The 23,382-nt window shown below is 58.5% G+C and carries 21 protein-coding genes; 14 read left to right on the top strand and 7 right to left on the bottom strand.

Translation table 11 applies throughout. The features are described 5' to 3' along the window. Positions 1-335 precede the first annotated feature (335 nt). The 5 genes from psrA to ruvC all read left to right on the top strand — a co-directional run bounded on the left by psrA (position 336) and on the right by ruvC (position 8,309). Positions 336-989, top strand: coding sequence for a TetR family transcriptional repressor PsrA (psrA, locus tag BN1139_RS08145; RefSeq protein WP_005334507.1), 654 nt, complete (start codon positions 336-338; stop codon positions 987-989). Positions 990-1,037: 48 nt separating this feature from the next. After that, complete coding sequence (locus BN1139_RS08140; RefSeq protein ID WP_005353557.1) at positions 1,038-3,377, top strand: acyl-CoA dehydrogenase; 2,340 nt, start codon at positions 1,038-1,040, stop codon at positions 3,375-3,377. Positions 3,378-3,544: 167 nt separating this feature from the next. Then, the gene (locus BN1139_RS08135) at positions 3,545-6,607 is read left to right on the top strand and encodes an efflux RND transporter permease subunit (RefSeq protein WP_005353559.1); all 3,063 of its coding nucleotides are present in this window, start codon (positions 3,545-3,547) and stop codon (positions 6,605-6,607) included. A gap of 15 nt (positions 6,608-6,622) precedes the next feature. Then, positions 6,623-7,672 (top strand): efflux RND transporter periplasmic adaptor subunit, encoded by a 1,050-nt coding sequence (locus BN1139_RS08130; RefSeq protein ID WP_005353562.1) that lies wholly within the window; start codon positions 6,623-6,625, stop codon positions 7,670-7,672. A gap of 115 nt (positions 7,673-7,787) precedes the next feature. Further along, entirely contained in the window at positions 7,788-8,309 is a 522-nt protein-coding gene (ruvC, locus tag BN1139_RS08125) for a crossover junction endodeoxyribonuclease RuvC (RefSeq protein WP_005334512.1), read from the top strand. A 142-nt stretch (positions 8,310-8,451) separates the two neighbouring features. Here ruvC and BN1139_RS08120 read toward each other — a convergent pair whose 3' ends face one another. Continuing rightward, entirely contained in the window at positions 8,452-9,642 is a 1,191-nt protein-coding gene (locus tag BN1139_RS08120) for a MalY/PatB family protein (protein WP_005353567.1), read from the bottom strand. A gap of 87 nt (positions 9,643-9,729) precedes the next feature. Further along, positions 9,730-11,301, bottom strand: coding sequence for a maltose/glucose-specific PTS transporter subunit IIBC (gene malX, locus BN1139_RS08115; RefSeq protein WP_005353570.1), 1,572 nt, complete (start codon positions 11,299-11,301; stop codon positions 9,730-9,732). Between the two features lie 281 nt (positions 11,302-11,582). Here malX and BN1139_RS08110 point away from each other — a divergent pair, with 281 nt between their 5' ends. The 8 genes from BN1139_RS08110 to BN1139_RS08075 all read left to right on the top strand — a co-directional run bounded on the left by BN1139_RS08110 (position 11,583) and on the right by BN1139_RS08075 (position 17,257). Beyond that, positions 11,583-12,620 (top strand): Mal regulon transcriptional regulator MalI, encoded by a 1,038-nt coding sequence (locus BN1139_RS08110; protein ID WP_005353573.1) that lies wholly within the window; start codon positions 11,583-11,585, stop codon positions 12,618-12,620. Positions 12,621-12,860: 240 nt separating this feature from the next. Beyond that, entirely contained in the window at positions 12,861-13,772 is a 912-nt protein-coding gene (locus BN1139_RS08105; RefSeq protein WP_005353575.1) for a BRCT domain-containing protein, read from the top strand. A gap of 166 nt (positions 13,773-13,938) precedes the next feature. Further along, positions 13,939-14,202: a hypothetical protein gene (locus tag BN1139_RS08100; protein WP_005353577.1), complete on the top strand. Its 264-nt coding sequence runs from the start codon at positions 13,939-13,941 to the stop codon at positions 14,200-14,202. Between the two features lie 63 nt (positions 14,203-14,265). Beyond that, on the top strand, positions 14,266-14,745 hold the full coding sequence (locus tag BN1139_RS08095; RefSeq protein ID WP_005353579.1) for a GNAT family N-acetyltransferase: 480 nt from the start codon (positions 14,266-14,268) through the stop codon (positions 14,743-14,745). A gap of 94 nt (positions 14,746-14,839) precedes the next feature. Continuing rightward, a complete protein-coding gene (locus BN1139_RS08090; RefSeq protein WP_005353582.1) occupies positions 14,840-15,298 on the top strand; it encodes a GNAT family N-acetyltransferase in 459 nt (152 codons plus the stop codon). 82 nt (positions 15,299-15,380) lie between these two features. After that, positions 15,381-15,932: a GNAT family N-acetyltransferase gene (locus BN1139_RS08085; protein ID WP_005353585.1), complete on the top strand. Its 552-nt coding sequence runs from the start codon at positions 15,381-15,383 to the stop codon at positions 15,930-15,932. A 21-nt stretch (positions 15,933-15,953) separates the two neighbouring features. Then, positions 15,954-16,469 carry a P-loop NTPase family protein gene (locus BN1139_RS08080; RefSeq protein ID WP_005353589.1) on the top strand — a complete coding sequence of 172 codons (516 nt, stop codon included), beginning with the start codon at positions 15,954-15,956 and terminating at the stop codon, positions 16,467-16,469. An 11-nt stretch (positions 16,470-16,480) separates the two neighbouring features. Continuing rightward, positions 16,481-17,257, top strand: coding sequence for a phosphotransferase family protein (locus tag BN1139_RS08075; protein WP_232297620.1), 777 nt, complete (start codon positions 16,481-16,483; stop codon positions 17,255-17,257). Positions 17,258-17,672: 415 nt separating this feature from the next. Here the strand turns inward: BN1139_RS08075 and BN1139_RS08065 are convergent, their stop codons facing one another. From BN1139_RS08065 to BN1139_RS08045, 5 genes are read right to left on the bottom strand one after another with little or no spacing between them, the layout of a single operon-like run. Then, a complete protein-coding gene (locus tag BN1139_RS08065; protein WP_005353597.1) occupies positions 17,673-18,164 on the bottom strand; it encodes a Dps family protein in 492 nt (163 codons plus the stop codon). A 4-nt stretch (positions 18,165-18,168) separates the two neighbouring features. Next, positions 18,169-18,606, bottom strand: a complete 438-nt coding sequence (locus BN1139_RS08060; RefSeq protein ID WP_013723564.1) for a PaaI family thioesterase — start codon at positions 18,604-18,606, stop codon at positions 18,169-18,171. Between the two features lie 49 nt (positions 18,607-18,655). Then, entirely contained in the window at positions 18,656-18,997 is a 342-nt protein-coding gene (locus BN1139_RS08055) for a carboxymuconolactone decarboxylase family protein (protein WP_005353600.1), read from the bottom strand. A 4-nt stretch (positions 18,998-19,001) separates the two neighbouring features. Then, a complete protein-coding gene (locus tag BN1139_RS08050; protein WP_005353603.1) occupies positions 19,002-19,988 on the bottom strand; it encodes an SLAC1 anion channel family protein in 987 nt (328 codons plus the stop codon). 35 nt (positions 19,989-20,023) lie between these two features. After that, positions 20,024-20,527, bottom strand: coding sequence for a NifB/NifX family molybdenum-iron cluster-binding protein (locus BN1139_RS08045; RefSeq protein ID WP_005353606.1), 504 nt, complete (start codon positions 20,525-20,527; stop codon positions 20,024-20,026). 758 nt (positions 20,528-21,285) lie between these two features. Between BN1139_RS08045 and BN1139_RS08040 the strand changes: the two genes are divergently transcribed. Next, positions 21,286-23,193, top strand: a complete 1,908-nt coding sequence (locus BN1139_RS08040; RefSeq protein WP_005353608.1) for a PTS fructose transporter subunit IIABC — start codon at positions 21,286-21,288, stop codon at positions 23,191-23,193. Positions 23,194-23,382: the final 189 nt, after the last annotated feature.

Raw genomic sequence — 23,382 nt, 5'->3', positions numbered from 1 at the left:
TACTGCCCCCGTCGATACATGCCTGAACTCGCATCGACAGTTTGCCGTCAGGATGACGCGAACTCACTTTCCCCACCGTCGCGCCCTGCGGCGGTTTTTTTTGCCTGCAAACCGGTAACAAACGCGCAAAAAAAAGGCCCAACTAGCATGGTGCTGGTTGGGCGAGACTTAATGTTTAATTGCAGTGGCATAGATATAGAGTCCTGCTTTTTGACTAAGTTCCGCCCACTTTGCTTTTTTCATCGAAAAACATTCCGCTAACACTCATTCACATTCTCTTGACACTTCACGTTATGAAACGTACTTTTTAAACATTCGTTTAAGTGAGGTGTCCAGTGAGTAAAATCGATACCAAAAACCGTATTCTCGACGCCGCTGAAGTGCTGTTTGCCGAGCGGGGATTCGCCGATACCTCTTTGCGTCTGATCACCAGTGAGGCCGACGTTAATCTGGCGTCGGTGAACTATCACTTCGGCTCCAAGAAGGAGCTGATCCAGGCGGTGCTCGACCGTTACCTGAGCCTGTTTATGCCCGATCTCGATGCCCGCCTGCGGGTACTGATGGAGCAGGAGCAGCTGACCCTGCTGCAACTGTTTGAAAGTTTTGTCGAGCCGCTGATGAAGCTCTCGGCCGTGCGGGCCAACGGCCCGGCCATCTTTATGCAGCTGCTTGGGCGCGGCTATATCGACAGCCAGGGCCACCTGCGCCGCTTTATCACCGCCCACTATGGCCCCATTTTGCAGCGGATCACCCAGGCCATCTCCAAGGCCAATCCGGCCCTGTCGCCGGCGGACCTCTTCTGGCGCCTGCACTTCACCCTGGGCACCGTCGTATTCACCATGGCCTCCGCCGATGCGCTGCGCGACATCGCCTTGGCCGACTTTGGCCAGCAGCTCGATGTGGAAGGGTTGGTGCGCAACGTTATTCCTTATCTGGCGTCCGGAGTCGGGGCGCCCGTGGAGTCGACCAGGCTCTCCCTGGCCGTGTAACAACCAACAATAAATCAACGGAAACAGTGAAATAGAAGGAACTTCGGTATGATCACATTGCTTGTCCTGCTGGTGCTGGCGATAGCCGTTGTGCTCGGCGTACCCTCCATCCGTAAAAAGGTGGTAACCCGTCCGGTGTTCGGCATCTTCAAAAAGATATTGCCGCCCTTGTCAGCTACCGAGCGGGAGGCCATGGAAGCCGGCTCCGTCTGGTGGGATGGCGAGTTGTTTCGCGGCAACCCCGACTGGAAAAAACTGCACGGCTACGGCAAGGCCGAGCTGACCGCAGAGGAGCAGGCCTTTATCGACAATCAGGTCGAAACCCTGCTCGCCATGGTTGACGACTTCAAGATCGTTAACGAAACCAAAGACCTGCCGGAGCCGGTGTGGGACTATCTGAAGAAGGAAGGCTTCTTCTCCCTGATCATCCCGAAATCCTATGGCGGCCGCGAGTTCTCGGCGATTGCCAACTCCACCATCGTCACCCGCATTGCCACCAAGAGTCTGAGCGTGGCGGTCACCGTCATGGTACCGAACTCTCTCGGCCCGGGTGAGCTGCTGATGCACTACGGCACCCAGGCCCAGAAAGATTTCTGGCTGCCGGGGCTGGCCAATGGCAAAGAGGTGCCCTGCTTCGCCCTGACCGGGCCGGAAGCGGGCTCCGATGCCGGCGCCATTCCTGACAAGGGGATCGTCTGCAAAGGGATGCACAAGGGTGAAGAGGTGCTGGGTATTCGCCTCAACTGGAACAAGCGCTACATTACCCTGGCGCCGCGCGCCACCGTGCTGGGGCTGGCGTTCAAACTCTATGACCCTGAAAAACTGCTGGGTGACAAGGAGGAGCTGGGTATCACCTGCGCGCTCATCCCCACCAGCCACCCGGGCGTGCGCGTCGGCGATCGCCACTACCCCATGGGTCTGGCGTTCCTGAACGGCCCGACCTTCGGCAAGGATGTGTTCATTCCGCTCGACTGGATCATCGGCGGCCCGGATTACGCCGGTCGTGGCTGGCGCATGCTGGTGGAGTGCCTCTCCGCCGGTCGCGGCATCTCGCTGCCTGCTCTGGGTACCGCTTGCGGTCACATGGCGAGCCGCACCGTGGGTGCCTACTCCTATGTGCGCAAGCAGTTCGGCATGTCCATCGGCAAGTTTGAAGGGGTGCAAGAGGCGCTGGCTCGCATCGGCGGCCTCACCTATCAGCTGGAAGGGGCCCGTCGCATGACCGCCGGTTCGCTGGACTTGGGTCAGGCACCGGCCATCGTCACCGCGATTTCCAAGTACCACATGACCGAAATGGCGCGTCAGATCATGGATGACTCCATGGACATCCACGCCGGTCGTGCCATCCAGCTGGGCCCGAAAAACTACACCGGCTACGCCTACATGGGTATTCCGGTCGCCATCACGGTGGAAGGGGCCAACATCCTGACCCGCAACCTGATGATCTTCGGGCAAGGTGCTACCCGCTGCCACCCGTACGTGTTTGCCGAGCTGGAAGCAGCGGCTGACACCGACGTGGAGCGCGGTCTCGAGAAGTTTGACGCCCTGCTGATGAAGCACATCGCCTTCGGCGCCGGCAACTTCTTCGGTTCCCTGTTCCAGGGGCTGACCCTGGGTCAGTTCAACAGCGCGCCGGTAGCCGGTGAAACCGCTCGCTACTACAAACAGCTCTCCCGCATGAGTAAAGGGCTGGCCCTGTGCGCCGACGTCTCCATGCTGATGCTGGGGGGCGATCTCAAGCGCAAGGAGATGATCTCCGCCCGTCTGGGTGACGTGTTGAGCCACCTCTATCTGGCCTCCGCCACCCTCAAGCACTACGAGGATCAGGGCCGCATGGTCTCCGATCTGCCGTTCGTGCAGTACGCGGTGGAGCGCAACCTCTACCTGATTGGCAAGGCGTTCGAGGGCTTCTTCCAGAACTTCCCGAACAAGGTAGTGGGTGCCGTACTCAAGCGGGTGGTGTTCCCGTTCGGCGTCGGTTACAAGATGCCGGCAGACGATCGCTGCCACGCCATCTGTCTGGCCATGATGAAGCCGGGCGAATTCCGCGACCGTCTGACCGCCCTCTGCTATGTCGGCAAAGACGAGGCAGATCCGGTCGGTCTGATGGAGCGCGCCTTCCAGGCCATGGTCGCTGTGCAGCCCTACGAGAAGAAGCTGGTGCAGGCCCAGAAAGAGGGCAAACTACCCCGCAAACTGGCGCTGCCGGAGCTGGTTGCCGCCGCACTGGCCGGTTCCATCCTGAGCAAGGACGAAGCGGACAAACTGCTGGCCGCCGATGCCCTGCGCTACGAAGCGATTCAGGTAGACAACTTCGCCCCGGGCGAGCTGGAAGGCTTCTCCCAGCAAGCAAACAAGCAGCCAAACAAGGTCGAGCACGCCGCCTGATCCCTTGGCAAACCAGTACCAAACCGGCCCTCGTGGCCGGTTTTTTTGTTTGTTAACCATGCATTTACAAGCCGGGAGAATTCCAGTTAAATGCTTGAGTCCCTGTTGCAGGGGCTTTGGAAGCAAGGCCAGCGGAATGGCCGATAACAACAACTCAGGAAGAGTGAATGAACCTCGCCAAAACGGCGATCGAACGCCCCATCTGGGTGGCGGTCTCGATCGTGCTGATTTTCCTGCTGGGCCTGCTCAGCATCCGGGGACTGCCGATCCAGCTGTTCCCCGACATCGACCGTCCACACCTTAACATCTCGGTGAGCTGGCGTTCAGCCTCGCCGCAAGAGATGGAGTCGGAGATCACCGACCCCATCGAGCAGGAGATGCAGGGGGTTCAGGGGCTCAAGAGCCTTGTCAGCAACAGCTATCCCGGCTTTACCGAAATCGACATGGAGTTTGCCCTCGGCACCGACATGCAGCGGGCCCAACTCGACGTGATTTCGCGACTGAACCGGGTCTCGGGATTGCCGGACAAGATTGGCGGTCCCTACGTCAACAACTACAGCAGCAACGATACCCTCACCTTCTTCTTCATCCAGCAGCTGCCCGGTGCCCAAGGGGTGATCGATGATCATCAGGCGTTGATCGAGGCGCGGGTCAAACCCGAGCTGGAACGCATCGAAGGGGTCTCGACAGTCGCAGTCGAGGGGATCAACGAGCGCCAGATCCAGATCCGCTTCGACCCCTACCGCGCCGCCGAGCTGGGAGTTGAGATCCCGGTGCTGGCCAGCCGCGCCACCACCGGCTGGGACGTGTCGGCCGGCACCCTCGACATCGGTCGCTGGGAGTACAAGCTGCGCTTCGCCGGTCGCTACGATGTCGAGACGCTGGGGGACAAGGTGGTGGACTGGCGCGATGGCCTGCCCATCTATCTGCGGGATGTGGCGGAGGTAAGGGTGGCCAGGGAAGAGAACCCGGTGCTGCGGATCCAGAACGGCAATACCGCCATCGCCGCCCAGATCTTCAAGGAGAGCGGTGCCAACGCCCTGGCCTCCCTTGAGGCGATCAAGGCCCGGGTGAACGAGCTCAACCGCGAGGTGCTGGAGCCGGTCGGGCTGCACATGGAGCAGTCGTTCGATGCCTCCCTCTACATCAATCGCGCCGTCAGCATGGTCACTGCCAACCTGGGGCTCGGGGTGCTGCTCTCCTGTGCCATCCTCTGGCTCTTCCTGCGCCAGCTCAAGGCGACCCTGATGATTGCCCTCGCCATCCCCATCAGCATCATGCTCACCTTCTGCTTGCTCAAAGTGATGGATCGCACCCTCAACATCATCTCGCTGGCGGGCATCGCCTTTGCCGTCGGCATGGTGCTCGACGCCGCCATCGTGGTGCTGGAGAGTATCTACCGGCGCCACGAGCGGGGGGATTTGAGCAAGACGGAGGCGGCGCTCGAAGGTACCCGTCAGGTGTGGACGGCGCTGGTCGCCTCCACCCTCACCACGGTCGCCATCTTCCTGCCGGTGCTGCTGCTCAACGATGTGGAGGGTCAGCTGTTTGCCGATCTGGCGCTCACCATCGCCTGCGCCGTGACGGTCTCCATGCTGGTCGCCGTCATCGTGCTGCCTGCGGTGGCGGCGCGCTGGATGGGACATGAAACGCTGACCGACCCCTATGAGTCGCTGTGGCAGCGCACTACCCGTCACGTGATCCGCTGGACCTCGACCTCACGCCAGCGCTGGACGGTCATCACCCTGATGATGAGTCTGCCGGCACTGGCCACCTGGGCGCTGCTGCCCAAGATGGACTATCTGCCGGACGTGAAACGGGACGCGGTGGATGTCTGGATGAACTTCACCCCAGGGGTCAACCTCAAGGCCCAGCGGGAAGAGGTGATCGATACCCTGATCGCCCGCCTCGCCCCCTACATGAAGGGGGAGAAAGAGCCTGCCCTCAAGAACTACTACATCTTGCGCTACCCGGGGGGCGCCCAGATTGGCGTGCGCCCCAAGGACGAAAATCGCATCAAGGAGCTGGAGAGCCTGTTGATGAAACAGCTGCTGGTGGGTATTCCCGACACCCGAGTGTTCGGCGGTCAGGGGTCGCTGTTTGGCGGCTTTGACAGCGAGAACGGCGTCTCCTTGCTGCTGCAGGGAGGCAACCTGCCCGAGCTCTATCAGGCGGCCCGTGCCAGCATGGGGATCCTCAGCAAGGACTTGCCGGGAGCACAGATCCGGCCCGAGCCGAGTCTCGACTTCACCGCCCCCGAGCTCAAACTGGTGCCGCAAGATCGGCGCCTCGCCGAAGTGGGTTGGGATCGCACGCCCCTGCCCACCATCATCCAGACCTTTGGCGACGGCTTGCGGGTTGGCGAGTATTTCGATGGCGAGGATCGGCTCGACATCATGCTGATGGGGCAGAGCTCCGCCAATCCGGACGAACTGAAGGCAGTGCCGCTGGCCACCCCCTCCGGGCGCATCGTCCCCCTTGGCGAGCTGCTGCGGGTGGAGCACGACATGGGCCCGGCCAGCATCTTCCGGGCCGATGGGCGGCGCAGCATCATCCTGCAGATAGCGCCCCCGGCAGGCATGACCATGGAGCAGGTGATCGACACCCTGAAAAACCGCAGTTTTGCCGCCATCCGCCCCCTGTTGCCCGCTGGTGGCGAGCTGCGCATTGCCGGCAATGCCGACAGCCTGCAACAGGCACTCGACAATCTGGGGACCATCTTCCTGTTCGCCGTGGTGATCCTGCTGGTGCTGCTGTGGGGGGTGTTTGCCTCCATCAAGGATGCCCTGCTGGTGCTGCTCACCCTGCCCCTTGCCTCGGTTGGCGGCGTGCTGGCGCTGCAACTGAGCGGGCTGCTGGTGCCGCTGCCGATGGATCTGCTCACCATCATCGGCTTTGTCATCCTGCTGGGACTGGTGGTCAACAACGCCATCCTGCTGGTGCATCAGACCCGCACCGCCGAGCGGGACGGCATGAGCCGTCAGCTGGCGGTGGCCGATGCCCTGCAAAGCCGGATGCGTCCCATCGCCATGACCAGCCTCACCAGCATCTTCGGCATGCTGCCGCTGATGCTGAGCCCGAGCGAAGGGAGCGAAATTTACCGCGGGCTCGCCACCGTCATTGTCGGCGGCATGAGTTGCAGCACCCTGTTTACCCTGATCCTGTTGCCTGCCTTCCTGCGTCTCGGGGAGCAGGTGGCGATCCCACAACCCCTGCGCCAGCGGGCCTGAGCAAGGAGCTCATCAATGACACATATGATTACCCGAATGTTGGCTGGCGCGGTGCTGATTGCAGGCAGTGCGCTACCGGTATTGGCCGCTCAGGGCAAGATGGTGACCCTGGCGGATGTGACCCAAGGGGATGCGGCCGCCAATATCTGGGTCAGCGGCACGGTGGCGAGCCGTCAGCAGGCGGCGCTCAGCGCCGAAGTAAGCGGCCGGGTGGAGTGGATCGCCGAATTTGGCAGCCGGGTCAAAAAAGGGGACGAGCTGCTGCGCCTCGACAGCGCGGCACTGCGCCTCTCGCTGGAGCAGGCTCGCGCCGAGCAGGCGAAATGGCAGAGCAACCTGCGCTTCGCTCGCGCCGAATCCCAGCGGATCACCCGACTGCACCAGCAAAAGAGCGCCTCCCAGAGCCAGTACGACAAGGCCAGTTATGATGTGGAGCAGGCCGCGCTGGCCGAGCGACTGGCCGCCATACAGGTGAACCAGATTGAAGAACAGCTGCGCCGCAGCCACATCTATGCCCCGTTCGACGGAGTGGTGAACAACCACTTCATCCAGCCCGGCGAGCATGTGGACGCGGGCGAGCAGGCGCTGGAGCTGGTCAACCCGGATCAGCCGGATATCCGCCTGCAAGCCCCCATTCTATGGGCCCAGCAGCTGGCGCCGCAAACCCGGCTGCGGGTGGAGGGGGAGCAGCTGAGCGGTCACGGCGTCTATTACCAGCGAGCCGCCAGCGCCGATCCCAAGTCGCGCCTCATCGAGCTGCGCCTCAAACCGGAAGCGGGCAACTTCATCATCGGCTCGCCGGTAAGGGTTGCCCTGCCACTGGGGGATCAGCAAAGCATGCTGCTGCCCCGGGATGCTCTGGTGCTCGGCACCGATGGCAGCGTTGTCTATCAGGTGGCGCGAAGCGGCAAGTCGCTCAAGGTTAATCGGGTGCCGGTCACCGTGCTGTTTGGCGACAGCCAGCAGGTGGCGGTGAGCGGCGCCCTCAAGCAGGGGGATCGGGTGGTGGTGCGTGGCGCAGGCAGCCTGCAGGATGGCGACACCATAGCGTTGTTCAAGGGCTAACCAGGCTCGACGCAGGCTGGCCAATCTTTGCCCGCTTGACCCGGGACATACAGCCAAACAGGCCACAGTTTGCTATCTTGGCGGCCATCACTCGCGTTTAGAGCAATCAACACCCATGAGCATTATTTTGGGCATCGATCCGGGTTCGCGGATCACCGGATACGGGGTTATCCGGGTCGTGGGCGGCAAGGCCGAATACTTGGGCTCTGGCTGCATCCGCACCGATTGCGGCGAGCTGCCGGAGCGCCTCAAGCAGGTCTATGACGGGGTATGCGAGATCATTACCCAGTTCAAGCCCACCGAGTTTGCCATCGAGCGGGTCTTTATGGCCCGCAACGCCGACTCGGCCCTGAAACTGGGACAGGCCCGGGGCAGCGCCATCGTCGCCGCGGTCAACGCCTATCTGCCGGTGAGCGAATACTCCGCCACCCAGATCAAGCAGGCGGTGGTGGGCACCGGCGGCGCCGCCAAGGAGCAGGTGCAGCATATGGTGACCCATCTGCTGAAACTCTCCGCCACCCCGCAGGCGGATGCAGCAGATGCCCTCGGCGTCGCGCTCTGCCACCTGCACACCCGCCAGAGCCTGATCAAGATGGCCGGCCGCGCCAGCAGCTCGGTACGTGGCCGCTATCGCTGAGCCCTTATGTCGCCCACGGCTCATCTCGGTATCGTTAAATAAAAAACCGCCTCAGCTCTCCGGGGCGGTTTTTTATATTTCCCCACATAACGGGGCCATCACTGATGGCCCCGTTATGTGTCTCATGTTGAATGGATTTGCTCTACACCACCTCCCCCAGTGCGCCGATCAGGGCGTCGAGTCCTTGGTCAACCTTCGAGCGCGGGCAACCGACGTTGAGGCGGATATAACCTGTGCCTTCCGGGCCGTAGGTGTCGCCGCGCATGATGGCGACCCGATATTTCTCCACCAGCAAGGTTTGCAGCGCATCCATCCGTTCGGTGGAGTCGATGCCAAGGCCGCGCAGATCAATCCAGGCGAGATAGGTTCCCTCGGGCACCCGATAGTCGATGGCGGGGAAGGCGGCGTTGAGCCGCGCCGCCACATGGGTGAGGTTGCCGTGCAGGTAGGCTTTCAGGGCATCGAGCCAGGCAGCCCCGTCCCGATAGGCGCTGATATGGGCCAGCACCCCGAGAATGGGGGGCGATGAGAGGCCATGGGCCGCCTTGAGCCGTTGCAGATAGGCGGCCCGCGCCGCGGCGTTGGCAATAAAGGCATAGGCACCGCCAAGGGCGGGAATATTGAAGGATTTGGAGCCCGAACTCACCAGTGCCCAGCTCTCGTCCGGTGCCACCTCGCTCCACGGCAGGTAGCGGGCAAAGCTCACATCCATATGGATGTCGTCCGAGATGACCTTGACCCTGTGGCGCTGGCAGATGGCGGCCATCCGGCCGAGTTCATCCCGCGTCCAGACCCGGCCGGTGGGGTTGTGGGGGCTGCAGAGCAGCATAATCCGGCAATCGGGGCGAGCGGCTTGCTGCTCGAAACATTGCCAGTCGATCTGGTAACTCCCCTGCTCTTTTTTAAGCGGGCATGGCAGCAGCACCCTGTCGTTGGCAGTCAGCATATTGCCGAAGGCGTCGTAGGCGGGGGTATGCACCAGCACCCCCTCCCCCGGCGCCGACCAGAGGCTCACCAGCTGGGCAATCACATAGATGACCGAGGGGCCGTAGACCAGCGTCTCGGGGTCGAGGCTCGCCCCGTAGCGGTGGGCAAACCAGTTGCTCACCGCCCCCTTGAAGTCGTCGTGATTCCAGCGACTGTAGCCAAAGACCCCGTGCTCAAGGCGGGCTGCCAGGGTCTGGCGAATGCAGGGGGCGGTCTCGAAATCCATGTCGGAGATGGTAAAGGGGAGCAGATCGGCATGGCCAAAACGGTCGGCCACATAGTCCCACTGGGTGCAGTAGGTGCCGTGGCGGTCGACCACATGGTCGAAGTCATAAATATCGTGCATGAAGTTTCTCCCTCCATAAACAGGAGACATATTGGGAGAGGCAAACAAGGGAGGCTTGCGCCCCCCGTTCGGATCTTATTGGCCGGTTCAGGCCCCCATCAGGCTCTGCAGCTGGTTTTTCACCAGATGTACCTGCGGGCCGATCACCACCTGCAGGTTGTGCTCATCGAGCTTGATCACCCCGATGGCACCGTTCGCTTTCAATACCTTGTCATCGACCCGGCTCATGTCCTGCACCGACATCCGCAGGCGGGTGATGCAGTTATCGAGCGCCAGAATGTTATCGGCGCCGCCAAGTGCGTTAAGGATGATTTCACCGTTGTAACCGCTGTTGCCTGCCTTCTTGCCTGCGGGCTGGGCAGTCTCGCTGGTTTCAATTTCGCGGCCCGGGGTTTTCAGGTTAAAGCGCACGATGGCGAAGCGGAACACGCTGTAGTAGATGGCAAACCAGATAGCGGCCGCGACCGGCACCAGATACCACTTGGTGGCGGTGCCTTGCAGCACGCCGAACACCAGAAAATCGATGAGGTTGCCGTCAGTGTTGCCGATGGTGACGCCGAGCAGCCCCATGGTCATAAAGCCCAGACCCGTCAGGATGGCGTGAATGACGTAGAGCACCGGCGCCACGAACAGGAACAGGAACTCCAGTGGCTCGGTGATGCCGCCGATGACGCAGGCCACCACGCCGGAGACCAGCAGTGCCTTAATCTTGCCACGATTTTCCGGACGGGCGCAGTGATACATGGCGAGCGCCGCACCCGGCAGGCCGCCGAGGAAGGCAGGCATCTTGCCCTGAGAGAGGAAGGAGGTGGCAGAAACAGAGAAGCCGGAAGTGTCGGCGCAAGAGAGCTCGGCGTAGAAGATATTGAGGGCGCCGCTCACCTCGTGACCGCATACCAGCTGGGTGCCGCCCGCTTCGGTAAAGCGAATGAGCGCCACCAGAATATGGTGCAGACCGAGTGGCAGCAGCAGACGCTCACCGGTACCGAACAGGAAGGGGCCGAAGGGACCGGCGTGGGAGATGAGCGCCCCGATGCCGTTGATACCAGCAGCAAACCAGGGCCAGACAAATGGCACGACCAGACCGACTACACCCAGCACCAGTGCGGTAATGATGGGCACGAAGCGGGCACCGCCGAAGAAGGCGAGCGCATCGGGCATCTTGTAGGTGTAGAAACGGGCGTGCAACTTGGCGACAATCACCCCGACGATGATGGCCCCCAGAATCCCGGTGTCGATGGAGCTGATACCGAGGATCGATTTCACCCCGTAGGCCTTCTCCGCCGCCGCGTCACCGATGACGTTGGCCACGGTGAGGTAGAAGTTGATGGAGAGGTTGAGCGCCGCATAGCCGACGAAACCGGCAAAGGCCGCGACCCCCTTCTCTTCTCGCGCCAGCCCGAGCGGAATGGCCACCGCAAACATCACCGGCAGATAGATAAAGGCCACCAGCCCCACCTTGGTCATCCAGAGGAACAGCAGTTGCAGCACGGTATTGTCGAGGAAAGGCATGCTCTGCTTGACCGCATCGCTGGTGAGCGAGCTGCCGACACCGAGCAGGATGCCCGAGAAGGCCAGCAGGGCGACCGGCAACATAAAGGTCTTGCCGAGGCTCTGCAGGAACTCCCAGATGGTGGATTTGGCTTGAGGCTTGGCCATGAAACGGCTCCTTGTGAATAGACAGCAATATCTGCGGCTTTCCCCGTGGCTGCTCGTAGCAATCTCGAAGCAGAGGCGCGGGTCAGCATCAGGTTTTGCCGGATGATAAAACGTTTTATCAACTTACAAGTGCCGACAGGATCACAGAATAAGGGGGCTGGCTGGCAGCAGGTTCCAAATTTGTGAGCCGGATCGGCCCAATGGTGATGTAACGTTTCACTTGAGCATCTGAGCAGGTATGCTGGGGCCTCGCTCTCAACATGCCATCGTCCGTTCACCCTATGTCGCCCAAATCCCTCTCTGCCAAAGCCACCAAGATCACCGATGTCGCCCAGCGGGCGGGAGTGTCGGTCACCACCGTCTCCATGGTGCTCAACGGCAAGGGACGTATCTCCCCGGCCACCGCCGAGCGGGTGCAACAGGCGATAAAAGAGCTCGACTATGTGCCCAACAGCGCCGCCGCCAACCTGCGCAGCCAGCAGTCCAATCTGGTGGGGCTGATCCTGCGCGACATCACCGACCCCTTCTATACCGAGGTGACCGCCGGGGTGAGCGAGGTGCTGGAGCAGCAGGGCTATCTGCTGTTTCTGACCCAGTGCGGCCACAGCCCGGAGCGGCTGCAGCAGAGCATCCACTCCCTGTCACGCCAAGGGGTGGCGGGCATCATCTTCAATCCGGTGCGCGGCGCGGCGGCCAAGACGCTGGAGACCCTGATCGACTCCGAGCTGCCGGTGGTGTGCGCCGCCCGTTCCTACTATCGTGATGACGTCGACTTTATCGGCCCCGACAACACCCACGCCGCCAAGCAGGCCACCACCTACCTTATCGAGCAGGGCCACCGCCATATCGCCTACGTCGGCGGGCGAGCCGACTCCCTCACCCGCGCCGAGCGCATCGGTGGCTACTGCGCCAGCCTGTTGCAATATGGCCTGCCCTTCAAACCGGAGTGGGTACTGGAGTGCGAGCGCACCCAGCGCAGCGCTGCCGACACCATCGCCCAGCTGCTGCACCAGCACCCCAAGGTGACCGCCGTGCTCTGCCACTACCCCGAGGTGGCGCTCGGCGCCATCTATGGTGTCGAGGCGAGCGGCCGCACCGTGGGCAAGGACAACTACATCGGCCAGCAGGTGGCCCTGCTCGGCTTTGACGATGTGGCGGAGGCCGAACTCACCTCCCCCGCCCTCACCTTTGTCAGCTCACCGGCCCGCGAAATCGGCCGTCAGGCGGCAAAACGACTGCTGACCAGGATGCAGCAACCCGAGCTCGCCCCCAACCGCCATATCATCACCCCCAATCTGCAAAAGCGGGAGTCGGCCTGAGCTCCCGCCATTTACTAGATGAACATGAGTTGGCCCGCCACCCGGCAAGCATGGACATTTATCTCCAATCTTCTTGGGAACCATTTCTCGACAAAGCTCACATGCGTGACGAATGGCAGACAAGTCTTCTGGCCTGATTGAAGCCATCTTTTATATGATGAGGTCATTAGGTTCACCCGCAGCGAGCCATATCTCTACGGGTAGTTCCCACTCTCTTTGTAACCAGCAAGGGATCATGCAATGGGTGAATTGAATCGTCATGGCCAGCCAGTCGCTAACTACAATGCAGCACGCAACCGCGACAAGCAGTTGAATAATCTGATGGGGATCTTGGATGGCATAATCGCAGACAGTCTCATCGATGAGCAGGAGATCCTTTATCTGGATACTTGGCTCAAAGAGAGTGCCAGCCTCAACGGCTGGATCTTTCGTGAGCTACGAGAAATGGTCGCTAATGTGCTGCAAGACGGTAAGTTGTGTGAAGAAGAAAAAGTCCACCTTATGAGTGCGCTTCCCCGTCTGATGGAAACATATCGTCATTTACCGGGTGTCGACTTCTATTCAGAGGAATCAGACAAGCTATTACTCGAGGGGCTCTGTCAGGGGTTGATGGGAGATCAACAGCTGTCCGATGACGAGATCCATTACCTGAGTTGGTGGATGAAACAAAACAGCATGCTGAGGGCCCACTATCCCGGAAAACAGCTGTATCAGACAGTGGAGCGTATCCTGTTGGATGGCATTATTACTGCCGAAGAGAGAGAGGAGTTGCAGCAACAATTGATGTTGTTTATCGGCAATCCCTTCGAGCAGGGGGCTGTCACGGGTATGGCAACCAAGTTGGCCATCAGTAACTCCGAAATAGATACCCTATATGACTGTACTGTTTGCTTCACCGGCATGTTTCTTTCCGGTACACGCCGACAGTGCGAGGAAACAGCCTTGCTGTTGGGGGCAACTCCCCAAGATTCTGTCACCCAGAAACTTGATTACCTCATCATCGGTGAGCTCAGTTCGCGGGATTGGCGCTTCTCCTCATACGGCAGAAAAATCGAAAAGGCCATGTTGTTGCAGGAGAAAGGACACTCGGTACGTATCGTCACCGAAGAAGCCTGGCTTGCCCATGCCAACACTCTGCACGAGTCGGCTTGAACCTTATATTACGGCGGGGGCTCACGCCCGCGCCTTGATAATTCACTCCTTCTGCTAGCCAACAGCACGCCAAAACGTGAGGCTGCTCACTGCGCCGGCAAGGAGAGATTGAGAGCCAAGTGGAGAGATATATGATGGGTGTCTCCCTCTCTTCACGAGCCTCTTTATGAGCAACCCGCACGACCAGAATCCGCCGAGTGAAATCCATCGCTGTGACCAATGCGGCGAACGTACCCGCCATATCGTGGTGCTGGTGCCACGGGATCACAGCCAGGATGTGATGCCCAAAGACCCGCGCAAAGCCTTCTGGCAAGCCTTTCGCTCCAGCAGCCTGACCAATGCGGTATTCGGCCAGACCCTCGCCTATCAGGCCACCCATGTAAAACATCTGGTCTGCGAACGTTGCGGAGAGAAGTTTCTGGAATATTGAGGCTTAGAGGGCGGTGCGCCCCGGACAATCACCAGCACAAAGCAAGATAAAAGCGCGATAAAGATGAAGTTTGTCGAGATGGCCCCCGGTCAACTGCCGCTGGCGCTGCTGCTGGAGGCCGATCCCGCAGAGCAGAGCATCGCCGCCTATCTGCCCGGCGCCTGGGGCTTTGCCGCCCTGGCGGGCAACGAGGTAGTGGGCGCCTGTGTGGCGGGTCTGGTGGGGGAGCAAACAGCCGAGATCTTCAATATCGCCGTTGCCCCCAATCGCCAGCAGCAAGGCATCGGCTCCGGCCTGCTGCGCTTCGTGCTGACGGGCCTGGCCGGGAAAGGGGTATGCCGCGTTGAGCTCGGCACCGGCAGCTTCGGCCACCAGCTCACCTATTACCAGCGCCACGGCTTTCGTGTGGATGGCGTTGTCAAGGATCACTTTCTTATCCACTACCCGGAGCCCCTGATGGAGCACGGCATCCAGCACAAGGATATGCTGCGACTCTACCTTGAACTGGTCTACCCTCAGCAGCCTGTAGCGCCATGGAGATAAATGTTGGGGGGATCAATTCAGCGTCGCCATATCTCATCGAAAGCAACGAGAGCCATATCGATCGCCATGACACTGGTAAAGGGATGAATGCAGGATGCAGACAAGAAAAGCCAGCCCAGATGAACTGAATGCCATCTTCTGGATGGGCTTTAATGCTTGGGGCGAAGGACTGTCACCGACTGAATATCTGGCGAGCTGCCACGCCAGTCAAAAATACCGCTCCGGTGTGTGGTATGTCCTTATTGTGGGCAATCAGCCCGTCTCTTCCCTTATCGTCTATCGGGACCTATTTGGCCTTGGCCAGGGCTGTTTTGGCATAGGTTCACTGGCAACGACACCTGCGATGAGGGGGCAAGGATTTGGCACTCATCTACTACGTGGGGTGACAGGCATGCTGCTGGATAGTCCCGATGCCGTCGCCACCTTCCTCCATGCAGATATCGACCATCACTTCTACGAGAGGCTGGGGTATAGGCGCATTCCGGGGGGTGATTGCATGCATTTCTCTCATAGGCTGCCACGCTATGTCGGCGAACCGCCAACCTACTTTTAATCCACTCCCAGCGTCATCACCTCTACCTTCCAGCCTCCACACATTCTGTGACCAAACAAGCGGTGCGATTAACAAGGACGTTATGTTCAAGCTTGAAACAACACATCTTATACTGCGCGATATGCAGCCAACTGATGAGGCGGCATTTGTCGCTATCTCGCAAGAGAGCAAGTATCAGCGGTTTTACAGCGAGTCAGATTGCGACCCGGATAAATATCGACAGCTCACCCGACTGTTTATCGAGCAGGCGAGCGAACACCCTCGTAGATCCTATCAATTGGCCATCGAGTACAAAGCGACTGGGGAATTTATTGGCACGGTCTGCCTGCGTCTTGAAGCAAATAATCAGGCATCGATGGGCTGCGGCATGTCCCGGGAGTATCAGGGTCATGGCTTAATCAATGAAGCAGCGCATGCCTTGCTGGATTTTGGTTTCCGGACCTTGGCGGTACACCGGGTCTATGCAGAAACCATCAGCCGGAATCGCGCTGCGAGACGGTTATGCAAAACGTTGGGCATGAGGCAAGAGGGATATTTTCGCGAACACCGTTTCTTCAAAGATCAGTGGTGGGATACCGTGGTGTTCGCCATCCTCCAGCGCGAGTGGCAACAAAGTTCGTCACCAGCCAATTAGGCATATAAAGAGCGCTCATAGATGAAACGTATTCTGATTATTGGCAACTCGGGATCGGGCAAGAGCTGGTTGGCGGCTCGATTGGCTGAACAGTTAACTATCCGCGAGGTCAATCTCGATACCATCGTCTGGCAACCGGGCGGCTTTAACCAAAAACGGCCCCAGCATGAGATTGATCATGCCATTCAAACACTTGCTCAAGAGCCATCATGGGTGGTCGAAGGGGTATTTGGCGCCCTGGTCGAGCAACTGCTTGATGCCGCCGATACCTTGCTATCTCTGGATCTCGACTGGTCTGTATGCCGGGATTCACTGCTATCGCGCGGGTCACAAAGCGCCAGGCAACGGGATGCAGTGGCAGCGGAAAAGAACTTTCAACAACTGCTGGTGTGGGCATCGGAATATGGGCAACGAGCCGGCAAAAGCTCCCGCCACTTCCATCGCGAGCTGTTTGATCGATTCCCAAACGACAAGCACCATTTCACGACTCGTGAAGCGGTAAATAGCTATCTCACTCAACTGACCACTCATAGCTAACGGGGTAGAGGATGACGCAAGAGGAGTTGGCGAAAATGGGGGGCGCTTCGGTAAATATCCAGCTGCTGGATGGCAAACCCTGTATCAGAAAAAGCGGCGCATCGCCTGTCGAACGCCATTTCTACCAACGCGCCGCACTGCATTTAAGCAGGCTCAACACTCCTGCCCTGCTCAAGGTCGAAGGGGAGACCCTGTTCCTTGAGCAGATCCCTCATCCGGTCACGCTCACGCAGCTGCACCACAACGAACAGACCTTTGCTCAGCTGGCCAACCTTCATAACGCCAACTATCAGCCCGACTTTGCGGTGAAAACTCACGGCTGGTCGCTCGTCGACACCAACGAGGCGCTCTCTGTACTCTGCTTGCCGGAAGCGGTAAACGAGAAGATCCGCCATATCCAGCAAGTTGGTCACGAACTATTCGAGGAGTCATGCCTGATTTCGGGAGATAGCAATGAAGGCAACTGGGGCACCCGCAACAATGGTGAGCTGGTGTTATTTGACTGGGAACGATTTGGTTATGGCAGCCCGGCCATCGATCTGGCCCCGCTGGTGCCGCGGATGGGTTCACGGGCTGAGTATGAAACCATCATTGAACGCTATCAGCGCCACAGTTCGCTGCACTCTGGCGACCGGTTGCTGCGCCATCTCGTCATGGCCAAGTGCTGGCTGATTATTGAGGTCACCAATCTGCTGACCAGAAGGGAGAAGCCGCAGGCACAGCAATATCTGGAGTGGTATCGGCAACAAGTGCCCCGCTGGTTGGAGTCGGTGGCGCATATTGTGTAATCACCAGCAACATCTCGCAGGTTGTCGCCAAAGGCAGTGAAGCCCAACAGTCACCACCAAAAAAAACATAATATTTCAATATCTTATAAAAATCACTTACCTATATAACATGACCCAAGACAAACAGACTCCAAAACCTGACCATATGTTTTTCAGAAAATTTATATCCTATCTGGCTATTACCTTGCCTATCGGCCTGATCCCGGAATTTATTCGGCAGGACTTTCATCTGGATTTGCTCTCATGGCAGGAGGGCGGCCGCCTCACTCTGATAATGATTGGCGTCGCGGCAGCAATGGCGGGAATTGACTGGCTCGTGCATCGCTATCGAACCAAACGACAGCAGCCAAAGGGCCCGGTTGGACCAAACAGGTAAGGGAAGATCGGGCTGCCAAAGATATGGCAGCCCCACGCCTCAAGAGAGCATGCTTCTTAGCATCCAGGCGGTTTTTTCATGAATATCGATGCGCTGGGTTAGCACATCGGCGGTGGGCTGGTCATTGACGGCATCGACCAGATCGAACAGTTTTCTGGCTGTTCTCGCCGTGGCTTCTTGCGCCAACACCAGATGTTTGAGCATTTCACTGGCACAGGGCACCCCTTCGACCTCCTCAATGGAGGAGAGACGGACAAACTCCTTGTATGTGCCGGGAGCGGGAAAGCCCAATGCGCGGATCCGCTCGGCGATAACATCCAGCGCAGTCCACTGCTCGGTGTATTGATCCATAAACATATTGTGCAGACTGTTGAACTGCGGGCCGGTTACGTTCCAGTGAAAATTGTGAGTCATCAAATAAAGGGTGTAACTATCGGCAAGCAGTGCCGACAATCCATCTGCAATTTTCTTGCGATCGGCGGCTGAAATACCGATATCCATTTCTGGTAAAACCACACTCTCTTTTTTCATCACACTAACTCCTGTTATTGGCTTTCGGCTTGATAAATTTGGCCGATGCTTTTGCAACAATCATCCCGCCGACCGACGCTACGGCATTCAGACGATAGATACCGTGACGCTGGTCGACTATTCTGGCCGAGAGCGCTACTTTGCTGCCGATATCGATGGGAGCAATAAAACGAACGGTCAGCTCCGCTGTTAATCCTCTTATTCCCCGTTGCAGCAACGCATGTGTCATCACCGCATCGAGCAGGGTGCTGGTCATGCCGCCATGCAAAATATCGCTGTAACCCTGATGGCGCTGGTTGGCAATAAACAGCCCTTCCGTCGTCCCTTCCTCCCCCTGATAAAAGCGAATTCCCAGTGAATCCGGGTTATGAGTGCCACACACCATGCAACGGGCGTGGGACATCATGGTCTGTTGATAGTTCTCTGATTGATATTCATCCACTTGATCTATTCACTCGCTATTTGGCCACTCGCATGTTGAGAACAGAGTGCTAGGAGAGCAGCTCTTCGATGGCGGCATGTGCCTGGGTGCCATAGATGATGGAGGGGCCGCCTCCCATCAATACCGCGACATCCACGGTGGCAATCAGCTCCGCTCGCGAAGCACCGGCCTTCACGGCCCCGGCAACATGGGCGGCAATGCAGCCATCGCAGCGAGAAGCGATACCAATACCGAGGGCAATCATTTCCCGATATTTCAACGCCAGCGCCTCGTCCTCTTTCATAACGGCTTTGTGCAGCGCAATAAACGCATTCATGGTATCCGGGCTGCTCTTGCGATAAGCAGAGCCAAGCTGGTGTTGTTCTTTATTGATCTCTCGATAATTTTTCATCACGTTATTTCTCCGGTGTGAAAATCTCACCTTTATAGAATGACTGCACTGTCATGCTGATTAACCAGATGATCAATACAATCAGGGCACACACCACTGTTTTGGCCAGATAATATGGAATGATATTCCCGGTTGCGTCGGCAAACATGGCCGAGGCTGCGGAAAATGCCGCCAATGGAAATGAGTACGCCCACGAAGAGAGAAAGAATTTCAGTTTCAAAAAAGTGAGGGTGTTGTACATCAGCAAGATAAATACAAACAGCGCAAAATAATAAATGACATGGGCAAACAGGTCGCTGGAGCTGGCTATTTCGCTATACGAGATAAATCCGATGGAAGGCGGTGCCAGCAGAATAAACATGGTGGGCATCAGCTTCTCGGGCAGACTCTCATGAAAGAACAGCCGATAGAGCACTATGGTCAGCAGAGAGAACCAGAAAATAAGGCCAATGCTGAAGAAGAACAGGCTGATCTCGTGAAAGCCAAGCGGCACGCCACCCAGAGGCACCACGATATTGCCGACAATCGGAATAAACCATGCCGGATTGGTATGGGTGATTGTGAAATGGTCGCGATGGATCCAGTTGCTCATGATGTAGAGGGTGAAGAGCAGCTGCAAGCTGGCTCCCGCCGACCAGAGGGCCAGCGCTGCATCATGCCAGCTGGCCCAGTAGGCGGATTGCAGCAGCAGGCTGATTGAGATGGTCGGGAAGAAATTGATCCTGACCGGGTGTTTCAGCTCATGCAGGAACTCGTCATTGTGTCTGAGGATTTTCCAGCCATACATCACCAGAAACGTCACCAGTAGCAGGGAAGACAAGACCCCGAACAGGAAACCTGCCGACTGCAACAGCAGCAGATCCGGAAATGCTTTGCGACAGGCAATTGCCGCCCCCGTCAGCCCCATGATGATTGAAAACAGTGTGACAGGCATATGTGCAATCTTGGTTATGGAGGGGATTTGCTTACCCTCTTGATTCAGGTTTTCCATCAACTTTCCCCTCCAGTTCGGCCTAACGGTTGTGCTTACTCTTCACAACATTTCTTGTGGTTGCGCTGACGGTTACCCTGACAACCCTGCTGTTGTCCGGAGGCTGACTTGCAGCAACCCCCTTTGCCAAGGCGGCCACGGGGAGCGCATTGACGGCTTCCCTTGCCGTGATGGCCAGCCCCCTCGGCGCAGCGCGATGCACTGCCCTGTTCAGCGGATGTCAGCTCGGTCAGATGGCCCGACTCATTGCTCAGCATGTCGGCCATAGCGAGACGCCCCTGACTGGCCTGATAGACGGCAAGCCCGCTGCCCAGCAGCTTGCCAAGCATCTTGCTACCGATATTTTTCAGCACGATACGACGGGCTCCCTGCGCCTGGAGCAGCTCCGCCAACACACTTTTACACTCGTTGCCTGCCACCGGGTTGGCGATTTCTGCCAGGGTGCTCCCCTGTTCATCTACGAATACAAAGCGCTCTGCCTTGGCAAAATGTCCTGCGATATGGTCGTCATTCATCGGAATGGCTGTGATGATGGTCATTTGACCTCCTGCTATCACTGTTGATATTCCAGCCCTGCCCCTTACCACTCTGCACTCGTCCCCTTGTTCAGGATCTTCCCGCAGGCTTGCCGGTTGGCATGGCCATGTTCCCAGCCTCTTGCAGCAACCAGATGAAGAGCCGTACGCATCAACTTTTACTGGTTTAGTCACGCATCATTCGGCTCGATAAGCGTCTGATCATGATGCCGCCGTAATTGGCATATGCCATGTATACGCTCAGTTTATGGCATATGCAACAAACTATTTTTTCCAACGAAGAGGTTTGGGGACTCATTAAAGCTCGCCCTGGCATCATTCCAGGGCGCGCCAATCCGCTATCAGCGAGGGCAAAAGGCAGGGGGAGAAATGGCGCATAAAAATCCTAACCCTCCCGGCGAAATGGCGACTTTTTGTGAGAAGGGTCACATCTGACGGCGCCGTTTAACCACATATAAATCCAGACCCTGCTGATGATTAATTTATTGATATGGCGCATTACAAACCTGACGGTGAGCCTGACACCAATGCATTTATCTGTTTTTAAAGAAGAAATGGATGGCTGACTGAAAATGGCGAGTCCTGCCTGAAAACGGGATCTTCATCACATCTCGTTTTTTTTCGCACAAAAATCCAGTGATTAGCACATTTGTCCGATAGGGAGGGTGCGGGCGAGCCGCGATAATGATCAGGTCATTTTTATCCAGTACGTCGATACGTACTCACGCATAGCTTCCGTCACCGGAAGCGGGGAGAGCGCCATGATCACCACCTTGATCAATGAACATCTGATCAACCTCGATTTGAAAGCGACGCGTAAGGAAGAGGTCTTCACCGAGATGGCCCGCCTGCTGGCGTCGCAAGGCAAGGTCAGCGACGAGCAGGCCTTTATCAAGGATCTGTGGGCCCGCGAAGAGCTGGGCAACACCGGCTTTGAAGATGGCGTAGCCCTGCCCCACGCCAAGAGTGCAGCGGTATGCAACCCGGCGGTCGCCATCGGCATCAGCCGCAACGGCATCGAGTACGGCGCCGAAGATGGCAAGCCGTCCCATATTTTCTTTATGATCGCCTCCCCCGATGGCGGCGCCAACCACCATATCGAGGTGCTGGCCGAGCTCTCCGGCAAGCTGATCGAAGAGGGCTTTATCGCCAAGCTGCTGGCGGCCAACACTCCGGCCGATGCGCTGGCGCTGCTGCTGGCCAAGAAAGAGGAGCAGAGCGCGGCCCCAACCACCAGCAAGGGCTTTATCATCGGTGTCACCGGCTGCCCGGCTGGTATCGCCCACACCTATCTGGCGGCCGAGTCGCTGGAGCGCGCCGCCAAGGAGCTCGGTTATGAGGTGAAGGTGGAGACCAACGGCTCCATCGGCGTCAAGAACAGCCCGACCGCGGACGAGATCGCTCGCGCCAGCGCCATCGTGGTCGCCTGTGACAAGCAGGTGGATATGGCCCGCTTCAACGGCAAGCCCCTCATCAAGACCGGCGTCAAGGCCCCCATCAAGGATGGCAAGGGTCTGATTGAGCAGGCCCTGAAAGCCCCCGCCTATGTGGCTGGCAAAGAAGATAAAAAAGGTGAAGAGAAGAGCGCGGGTGGCAGTTCCGATCTCTATCGCTACCTGATGAACGGTGTGTCGCACATGATCCCGTTCGTGGTGACAGGTGGTCTGCTTATCGCGCTGGCACTGGCCATCGGCGGCAACCCGACTCCGAGCGGCATGCAGATCCCGGAAGGGAGCATGTGGAACCAGATCCTCAACGTCGGCGTGGCCGCCTTCACCCTGATGATCCCCATTCTGGCGGGCTATATCGCCTACGCCATCGGTGATCGTCCGGCGCTGGCACCGGGCTTTATCGGTGGCTGGATCGCCAACAACGGCAGTTTCTACGGCGCTGACGCCGGTACCGGCTTTATCGGTGCCATCATTGCGGGCCTGCTGGTCGGTTATCTGGTGCGCTGGATCGCCACCCGTCAGTACCACAAGATGGTGCAACCGCTGGTGCCGATCCTGATCGCCCCCATCGTCGGTTCCCTGTTTATCGCTGCGGTCTTTATCTTCATCATCGGCGCCCCGATTGCCGACATGATGACCGGCCTCAACGCCATGCTGCTCTCCATGAGCGGTGGCAGTCTGGTGCTGCTGGGCATCGTGCTGGGTGGTATGGCGGGCTTTGATATGGGTGGCCCGGTCAACAAGGTGGCCTTCCTCTTCTCCGTCGGCATGATCGCCTCCGGTCAGACCCAGTTTATGGGTGCCATGGCCTGCGCCATCCCGGCTGCGCCCCTTGGCATGTCGCTGGCGACCGTGCTCGGTCGCAAGCTCGGCATCTTTGACGAGTCCGAGATCGAAGCGGGTAAAGCCGCCGGTGCCATGGGTCTGGTGGGTATCTCCGAGGGTGCGATTCCGTTCGCCGCCCGTGACCCACTGGCCGTCATTCCGGCCAACGTGCTGGGCAGCATGACCGCCGCTGTGATGGCCTTCCTGTTTGGCATCACCAACAGCGTTGCCCACGGTGGCCCCATCGTGGCCCTGCTGGGTGCGGTCAACAAGCCGCTGCTGGCCCTGCTCTGCATGATCTGCGGTGCCATCGTCACCGGCGTGGTGGCTGTTGCCCTGAAAAAACTGCGGGTCAAAAAGAGTGATGAGGTAACTCTGGCCAAGGCGGCCTGAGACCTCCATCGCCATCGCGGCTCGTAGAGCATAAAAAGAGGCCACCCCACGGGGTGGCCTCTTGTTTTTTGGGATGGCTGGCGAGCCGTATTTCCCAATATCACCCCCCGAGAAATGGTGGTCAACAAGCACTCTTCCTCGTCTCTCCCTTCACCTCTCTCCTTGCCTTTCCCTTGCTCCCTTCTGGCC

Source organism: Aeromonas veronii bv. veronii (assembly GCF_000820225.1).
In the GTDB taxonomy this organism is placed as follows: Bacteria; Pseudomonadota; Gammaproteobacteria; order Enterobacterales; family Aeromonadaceae; genus Aeromonas; species Aeromonas veronii.
Note: the sequence above shows the minus strand (reverse complement) of the source record. Positions and strands in the feature narration are given on the sequence as shown.

Coding starts and splice junctions, on each gene's coding strand:
- ruvC (WP_005334512.1), top strand. CDS start 7,788: ATGAGCATTATTTTGGGCATCGATCCGGGTTCGCGGATCACCGGATAC.
- BN1139_RS08080 (WP_005353589.1), top strand. CDS start 15,954: ATGAAACGTATTCTGATTATTGGCAACTCGGGATCGGGCAAGAGCTGG.
- BN1139_RS08095 (WP_005353579.1), top strand. CDS start 14,266: ATGAAGTTTGTCGAGATGGCCCCCGGTCAACTGCCGCTGGCGCTGCTG.
- BN1139_RS08100 (WP_005353577.1), top strand. CDS start 13,939: ATGAGCAACCCGCACGACCAGAATCCGCCGAGTGAAATCCATCGCTGT.
- BN1139_RS08120 (WP_005353567.1), bottom strand. CDS start 9,642: ATGCACGATATTTATGACTTCGACCATGTGGTCGACCGCCACGGCACC.
- BN1139_RS08050 (WP_005353603.1), bottom strand. CDS start 19,988: ATGGAAAACCTGAATCAAGAGGGTAAGCAAATCCCCTCCATAACCAAG.
- BN1139_RS08065 (WP_005353597.1), bottom strand. CDS start 18,164: ATGAAAAAAGAGAGTGTGGTTTTACCAGAAATGGATATCGGTATTTCA.
- BN1139_RS08085 (WP_005353585.1), top strand. CDS start 15,381: ATGTTCAAGCTTGAAACAACACATCTTATACTGCGCGATATGCAGCCA.
- BN1139_RS08105 (WP_005353575.1), top strand. CDS start 12,861: ATGGGTGAATTGAATCGTCATGGCCAGCCAGTCGCTAACTACAATGCA.
- BN1139_RS08055 (WP_005353600.1), bottom strand. CDS start 18,997: ATGAAAAATTATCGAGAGATCAATAAAGAACAACACCAGCTTGGCTCT.
- BN1139_RS08045 (WP_005353606.1), bottom strand. CDS start 20,527: ATGACCATCATCACAGCCATTCCGATGAATGACGACCATATCGCAGGA.
- BN1139_RS08040 (WP_005353608.1), top strand. CDS start 21,286: ATGATCACCACCTTGATCAATGAACATCTGATCAACCTCGATTTGAAA.
- BN1139_RS08140 (WP_005353557.1), top strand. CDS start 1,038: ATGATCACATTGCTTGTCCTGCTGGTGCTGGCGATAGCCGTTGTGCTC.
- BN1139_RS08090 (WP_005353582.1), top strand. CDS start 14,840: ATGCAGACAAGAAAAGCCAGCCCAGATGAACTGAATGCCATCTTCTGG.
- BN1139_RS08135 (WP_005353559.1), top strand. CDS start 3,545: ATGAACCTCGCCAAAACGGCGATCGAACGCCCCATCTGGGTGGCGGTC.
- BN1139_RS08110 (WP_005353573.1), top strand. CDS start 11,583: ATGTCGCCCAAATCCCTCTCTGCCAAAGCCACCAAGATCACCGATGTC.
- BN1139_RS08130 (WP_005353562.1), top strand. CDS start 6,623: ATGACACATATGATTACCCGAATGTTGGCTGGCGCGGTGCTGATTGCA.
- BN1139_RS08075 (WP_232297620.1), top strand. CDS start 16,481: ATGACGCAAGAGGAGTTGGCGAAAATGGGGGGCGCTTCGGTAAATATC.
- malX (WP_005353570.1), bottom strand. CDS start 11,301: ATGGCCAAGCCTCAAGCCAAATCCACCATCTGGGAGTTCCTGCAGAGC.